This window comes from Nostoc sp. UCD121 (genome assembly GCF_014222285.1).
Classification (GTDB): Bacteria; Cyanobacteriota; Cyanobacteriia; order Cyanobacteriales; family Nostocaceae; genus Nostoc.
On record NZ_JACKZS010000317.1, the window covers coordinates 1 to 5,884 of the forward strand.

At 41.7% G+C, this 5,884-nt stretch carries 8 protein-coding genes; 5 read left to right on the forward strand and 3 right to left on the reverse strand.

What is annotated here, in order from left to right; all coding sequences use genetic code 11:
* Positions 1 to 85: 85 nt before the first annotated feature.
* On the forward strand, positions 86 to 1,210 hold the full coding sequence (gene bchI, locus GNF10_RS34315) for a magnesium chelatase ATPase subunit I (RefSeq protein WP_185579966.1): 1,125 nt from the start codon (positions 86 to 88) through the stop codon (positions 1,208 to 1,210).
* 121 nt (positions 1,211 to 1,331) lie between these two features.
* Entirely contained in the window at positions 1,332 to 1,628 is a 297-nt protein-coding gene (locus GNF10_RS34320; RefSeq protein ID WP_163929427.1) for a hypothetical protein, read from the forward strand.
* A gap of 51 nt (positions 1,629 to 1,679) precedes the next feature.
* On the opposite strand, the gene GNF10_RS34325 is transcribed toward GNF10_RS34320, so the two are convergent.
* Positions 1,680 to 2,768 carry a nucleotidyltransferase domain-containing protein gene (locus tag GNF10_RS34325; protein WP_185579963.1) on the reverse strand — a complete coding sequence of 363 codons (1,089 nt, stop codon included), beginning with the start codon at positions 2,766 to 2,768 and terminating at the stop codon, positions 1,680 to 1,682.
* A gap of 178 nt (positions 2,769 to 2,946) precedes the next feature.
* Positions 2,947 to 3,180 carry a Nif11-like leader peptide family natural product precursor gene (locus tag GNF10_RS34330; RefSeq protein ID WP_185579961.1) on the reverse strand — a complete coding sequence of 78 codons (234 nt, stop codon included), beginning with the start codon at positions 3,178 to 3,180 and terminating at the stop codon, positions 2,947 to 2,949.
* 435 nt (positions 3,181 to 3,615) lie between these two features.
* Here GNF10_RS34330 and rplU point away from each other — a divergent pair, with 435 nt between their 5' ends.
* The 3 genes from rplU (at position 3,616) to GNF10_RS34345 (ending at position 5,684) form a co-directional block, all read left to right on the forward strand.
* A complete protein-coding gene (gene rplU / locus GNF10_RS34335) occupies positions 3,616 to 4,023 on the forward strand; it encodes a 50S ribosomal protein L21 (protein WP_163929454.1) in 408 nt (135 codons plus the stop codon).
* Positions 4,024 to 4,060: 37 nt separating this feature from the next.
* The gene (gene rpmA / locus GNF10_RS34340; protein WP_114084255.1) at positions 4,061 to 4,357 is read left to right on the forward strand and encodes a 50S ribosomal protein L27; all 297 of its coding nucleotides are present in this window, start codon (positions 4,061 to 4,063) and stop codon (positions 4,355 to 4,357) included.
* Positions 4,358 to 4,967: 610 nt separating this feature from the next.
* A complete protein-coding gene (locus GNF10_RS34345; protein WP_185580945.1) occupies positions 4,968 to 5,684 on the forward strand; it encodes a molybdopterin-dependent oxidoreductase in 717 nt (238 codons plus the stop codon).
* Here the strand turns inward: GNF10_RS34345 and GNF10_RS38150 are convergent.
* The coding region (locus GNF10_RS38150; RefSeq protein WP_221644701.1) for a hypothetical protein at positions 5,660 to 5,884 on the reverse strand (225 nt) is incomplete at its 5' end. The genes GNF10_RS34345 and GNF10_RS38150 overlap by 25 nt on opposite strands.

The window sequence follows — 5,884 nt, forward strand, 5'->3', positions numbered from 1 at the left end:
GCATAGCCAATTAAGTTTCTTCCCCATTCCCCACCTGTGTCACAATAGATAACTGTAATAAGAAAAATATTGTTAAGGTAATTTAGTGAGTCCAACTGCTCAATCCACGGCAAGTGCGCGTCGCGTGGTATTTCCTTTTACGGCAATTGTGGGCCAGGAAGAAATGAAACTGGCGCTCCTATTGAACGTGATTGACCCCAAAATTGGTGGTGTAATGATCATGGGCGATCGCGGTACCGGTAAATCCACAACTATCCGGGCGCTGGCGGATCTGCTACCAGAAATTTCTGTGGTTGCCAATGACCCTTTCAGTAGCGATCCTAGCGACCCCGACTTGATGAGTGATGAAGTCCGCCAACTCTTAGAACAAGGGGCGGAAATTCCTGTAGCTCATAAAAAAGTCCAAATGGTAGACCTGCCGCTAGGAGCTACAGAAGACCGAGTTTGTGGCACAATCGACATTGAGAAAGCTTTATCTGAAGGTGTCAAAGCTTTTGAACCAGGACTGCTGGCAAAGGCCAACCGAGGCATTCTCTATGTAGATGAAGTCAACTTACTAGATGACCACCTCGTAGATGTGCTGCTAGATTCCGCCGCGAGTGGATGGAACACTGTAGAACGGGAAGGTATTTCAATCCGTCACCCAGCGCGTTTTGTTCTTGTGGGTTCTGGAAACCCTGAAGAAGGAGAACTACGCCCGCAACTGCTCGATCGCTTCGGGATGCACGCAGAAATTCACACGGTAAAAGAACCAGCCTTGCGGGTGCAAATCGTAGAACAACGGGCGGATTTTGACCAAAATCCTCTAGTATTTCTCGAAAGCTGCAAAGCACAGCAAGAAGCATTGCAAGAGCAAATTGTCAATGCTCAAAAGCTTTTGCCAGAAGTGAAACTTGACTATGAACTGCGGGTAAAAATTTCTGAAGTCTGTTCTGAATTGGATGTAGATGGTTTGCGGGGTGACATTGTTAGTAACCGCGCCGCAAAAGCCTTAACAGCTTATGAAGGACGCACTGAAGTTACAGTTGATGATATCTGCCGTGTGATTACGCTATGCTTGCGTCACAGACTGCGGAAAGACCCCTTAGAATCGATTGATTCTGGCTACAAAGTCGCCAAAGTTTTTAGCCGCGTCTTTGGCGTAGAACTACCAGAAAGTGATACTGCACAAAAAAACGGCACAGGTCAAAAGTTAGGGGCTAGAAGTTAAAAATTAGAAGTGAGGAGTTAGGAGTTAAAAGTTTTGAATGGAAAGCTGCTTCATAACTAACAACTCTTAACTCAGCACGGGCTAAAGTCCCCGCTACCGCTAACAATATTCAACACTGACTATGAGATTTTGGTCTTTTTGGTTCAACAGCTTTGTTTTATCTAGCCAATACAACCCACCCAGGTTTGTAGAATTATTGATGCTTTTATTAGCGATCGCTATGCTGGCAATAGCCACTATTTTACCGGACATACCCTATTTAATCTTAGGCTTGAGCCTAGTAGTTGGGGCATCTATTTCTATTTTAGTGCGGGAAGCGATCGCACCCTCACCCCAGGCGCGAATTACACAACTAACAGCATCGTTATTGCTGATCATCAGCCTCTATGGGTTTGCTGATTTAATGTACAGTATTTAATGGGGAATGGGGAATGGGGAAGAAACTTAATTGGCTATGCCCCATGCCCAATCACCAATTCTGCATTTCTACTAATTCCATACACAACTTATTAATTTGCTCTAAATCAGGTTTGTGAGGGAGGGTAGATTGTTCATAAACAACCTCCATTTCAGTGACTAAATCTTCTGCCATTTTCATCACTTGCTCATAAGAATACTCACCTTTCAAAATAGCTCTTAAATCTTCAACATCACCAGCTATTCTTCTATCTACAATCACTTCACCTTGACGCAATATTTCTACTCCACTGCGTAACAATCTAATACAGTGCATCCCATGTTTGAGGTCAAAACCCGACTTTCTTTCCATTTCTGCTCTAGCCGGATTTCTATTTTCCTGCCAAGATAAATAAGCTTTCCATTCTCTTAAAGCTATTTGATAATTTTGGCTTTTTTGAAGCAGGCGGATAAAATCTTTACGGCTATTGGTGAAATTTTGAGTATATTCTAAAGTTTCATCGGGTAAAGTATATTGTTTTAACATTCCTTTAAAATCAATATCTGCCGTCAGCAATTTGTATAACTGTTCCGCTTCTTCCAAAAACTCAATTCGTCCTCTGATTAAGTTATAAAGATACTCCAGAAAAGCATTTAGCTCATCCTTGCTGAGGGGGGCTTCATCTTCTATGGCGAAGTCAGATGGTATTGGCTTTTTTTGTGGTGGCTTTAATAACCATTTACGATGAGTTTCCATCTTTTTGATTTGAGCAAAGGCATAACCAGTGTAAGTATGTTTTACCTTCTTGCTCAAAAATAGCTGCTTATGATTAATTAAATGCTGTCCGACTGCGCTTACAAAAGGATAGTTATTTAACCAGAGCAATTCTAAAACATTGGGATTCGCACCCGCTAATAACAGGAGGATTTTTCTTAATTCATATATAACTGTGTCTTTGTTGCCATCCAAAAATGAAAATATTCCTGGTTCATCCCAACCAGTATCTTTTTGTTCTATACGATCAAATCCCAAGTAGTACCTTTTGGGCGCGATAAATACTCCCCGATAATCAAAGTCTGAATCAGGACGATTTAAACCATAGCCGTGGCTACCTGCCAAACCAATTAAAATAGTTCTTTGCTCAACTTCTATTCTTTCCATATCACCTGATTAAAATATAGCCATCCTAACTCACGATTTAGGCAGGTGGGGAGATGGGAAGCAGAGTTGCTTAATTTCACAGAAATGCCCCTAAAGGAGATGATGCAACAGTATCCCCTTTAGGAACAAAACTTGTCAATTCAGTTTTTCCTATACTTTCAGTTTCCTAGAATAGAAATTATCTAGGATTAAGGTGCCGTCTAGTTCCCCATCCTGGATTGACAATGGCGGCTAAATCTTCTTCTGATAACTTGTTGATTTCATTTTCCAGTTCATCAGTTGTGAAGTCATAACCACGCTCTTTAGCAATCTTGATGAAAGCTTCTGGATCGGCTGTTGCTTTAAGCTTTTGCTGTAATGCTTGATCTTTTTTTACGGCTTGAAAAAGTCGTGTAGCGTTTTGCTGTGTCATGACAAATCCATCTCCTGTTTTAAATATCAGGTTTGAATGTAGTAATTTGATTTTTTCGATTCACTAAATTCTGTAAAGAACTATTAGATTAAGCGTGTAAGTTTAATTTTAAAACAAATAAGATAAATGTGTGAATTTTGACAAGAAACTATAAGTTTGAGTCTAAAATATTTCTACTAGTTTGTAAAAATCATTCCTCAGATGGAAGCATTTTTTGAATAAAAAGCATCAATTCTGATTGTTGGGTAAGCGATCGCCATCACGAATTTTGGCAAATGGAAGCTTGACTTAGCACCTGTGAATAAAATAGTATATTAGATTGTCTGTCTAATTCCTGCTCGGATCAGGTAGACATATTACAAAAGCTGGCAAAAACCTCTCTACAGGAGATAAAAACCAGCTACCTGTACGGCAACCTCAAGGACAATTAATTCCATGACTTACGCGATTATTGAAACTGGTGGCAAACAAATACGAGTAGAGCCAGGGCGGTTTTATGACATTGAACTGCTTCCTACCGAACCAGATGAAAAAGTTACAATAGACTCCGTATTACTCGTGCAGCACGATGGCGCAGTCAGCATTGGACAGCCACTAGTGACAGGTGCAACTGTAGAAGGGACTGTAATGCGACATTACAGAGGTCGTAAAGTCTTGGTATACAAGATGAAGCCGAAAAAGAAAACCCGCAAAAAACGGGGGCATCGTCAGGAAATTACCAGACTTATGATTGACTCCATCACCCTTAACGGTGAAGTATTTGTTGCCCAAGGAGAAGCAGAGAAGGAAACCCCCATTTTAGATGAGACTTCTGCTGAAGAAGTTGAAACCGCTGCTGAATAATAAAAAGAAGTAGATACAGATACATTAAGAGGAAATCATGGCTCATAAGAAAGGAACGGGTAGTACACGCAACGGTCGCGATTCTAACGCCCAACGTCTGGGTGTGAAGCGTTATGGCGGTCAAGTTGTGCGTGCAGGAAACATTCTCGTGCGTCAGCGCGGTACCAAATTTCACCCTGGTAACAACGTCGGTATTGGTAGCGATGACACTCTGTTCGCCTTAATCGACGGTGTTGTAATGTTTGAGAGAAAGGGCAAAACCCGTAAAAAAGTTAGTGTTTATTTACCTATAACCGCTGTTGAAACAGCCCCTGCTGAAGCAGTAGCAAGTTAGAGTCTTAGGGTGGGTAAATAGTGCCCACCCTAATCGCTAGTTAGCGATCGCATGATGGTCAGATTTGCATAAATATTTTAAAAGTCGCTTTGTTCCTCTGTTGTCCATAGGTTAGTATCAGGATCATCAAAGCGCAGATATTCTTCACTAACAAAATATTACTCTAGAAAATTGGGTTGTGTAGCTTGCTACCGTAGTCATCGCATATCAAGGCTTAAGCACCAATTTGTTTGTATGCTCCAAGTTCAGGATAGCCAGCCAGAGATAGGTTTGTTCTGAAACTCTTAGGTAGGACTTACGCAATAACTCTCTCAAACTCTTATTCCTTCTCTTATTCCTTTGTGTCCTACCCTGCGAGAAGCCACTTCGTGTCTATTGGAGCGGAAAGGCTAAAATGTTGCAAAAAAAATGTAGGTTGGGTGGAGGCTTTGCGTAACCCAACATATCTCAGAATGTTGGGTTACGCTCCGCTTCACCCAACCTACGTCTAATACACTATTTTAGTCTTGCCATGCCACTATAGTCATACTGTTTACAATTGCTCATTCCTTACTTGCCCTGAAGGTAGGAAGCATCCGTCTAGTTAAGTCTATGTTCCTGTAGAGGTAATATGAGTCTGATTCTTCCCAAACGCACCTTATCCCGTCGCCAATTATTGCAACTATCTGGACTTTCAGGGGTAGGCTTTCTTTTAGGTGGCTGTGGGACAAATTTGTTCTCAGATAATCTGCGGCAAATATCTGAGCCACTAAACCAACGTCTAGAAGCACTCCTGCTAAGTCAAAAACCAGTACCTGAATTTCCTGTCAGTGCCATAGAAGCAGACAAATTGCTAATCAATTCCTTTGACTTCACGCCGCAAATTGATCCGGCGCAGTTTCGCCTGAAGATTGATGGGGAGGTTAGTAACCCGATGCAATTGAGTATGGGGGATATTGAAAAACTTCCTTTGACTTCAATGGTAATTCGCCATGTCTGTGTTGAAGGCTGGGCTGCGATCGTTCTATGGGGAGGCGTGCGATTGGGAGACTTAGTAGCGCTGGTACAGCCGAAGTCAAACGTCCGTTATGTCTACTTCAAATCTGCTGATGGCTACTATGAAAGCTGGGATCTTGCCTCTGCTGTACATCCTCAAACTCTGATGGCTTATCAAAAGAATGGACAACCATTATCAGTTGATAATGGTGCGCCTATACGCCTAGCATCGCCGATTAAACTTGGCTATAAGCAAAGTAAGTGGGTGACTCAAATTACATTCGTCAGCAATTTGTTACCTCTTAAAGGCTATTGGGAAGATCAGGGCTATGAGTGGTTTGCAGGGCTATAGTCAGCAAAACAGTGCTGAGTAAATAAGTGGGAAGGATTTAAGATTGCCACGGTGCGATAATCGCTTTCATCCTTACTTTCCGAATTTGATAGTGAGTTTTTCCCGTAGAAACTAAGTAAGTCAGTGCTAATATTTCCAGCTATGTTAAGAAATTTTAATGTAGGGTGTGTTGTCGCAGAGCGCAACGCACCGTCAACAAT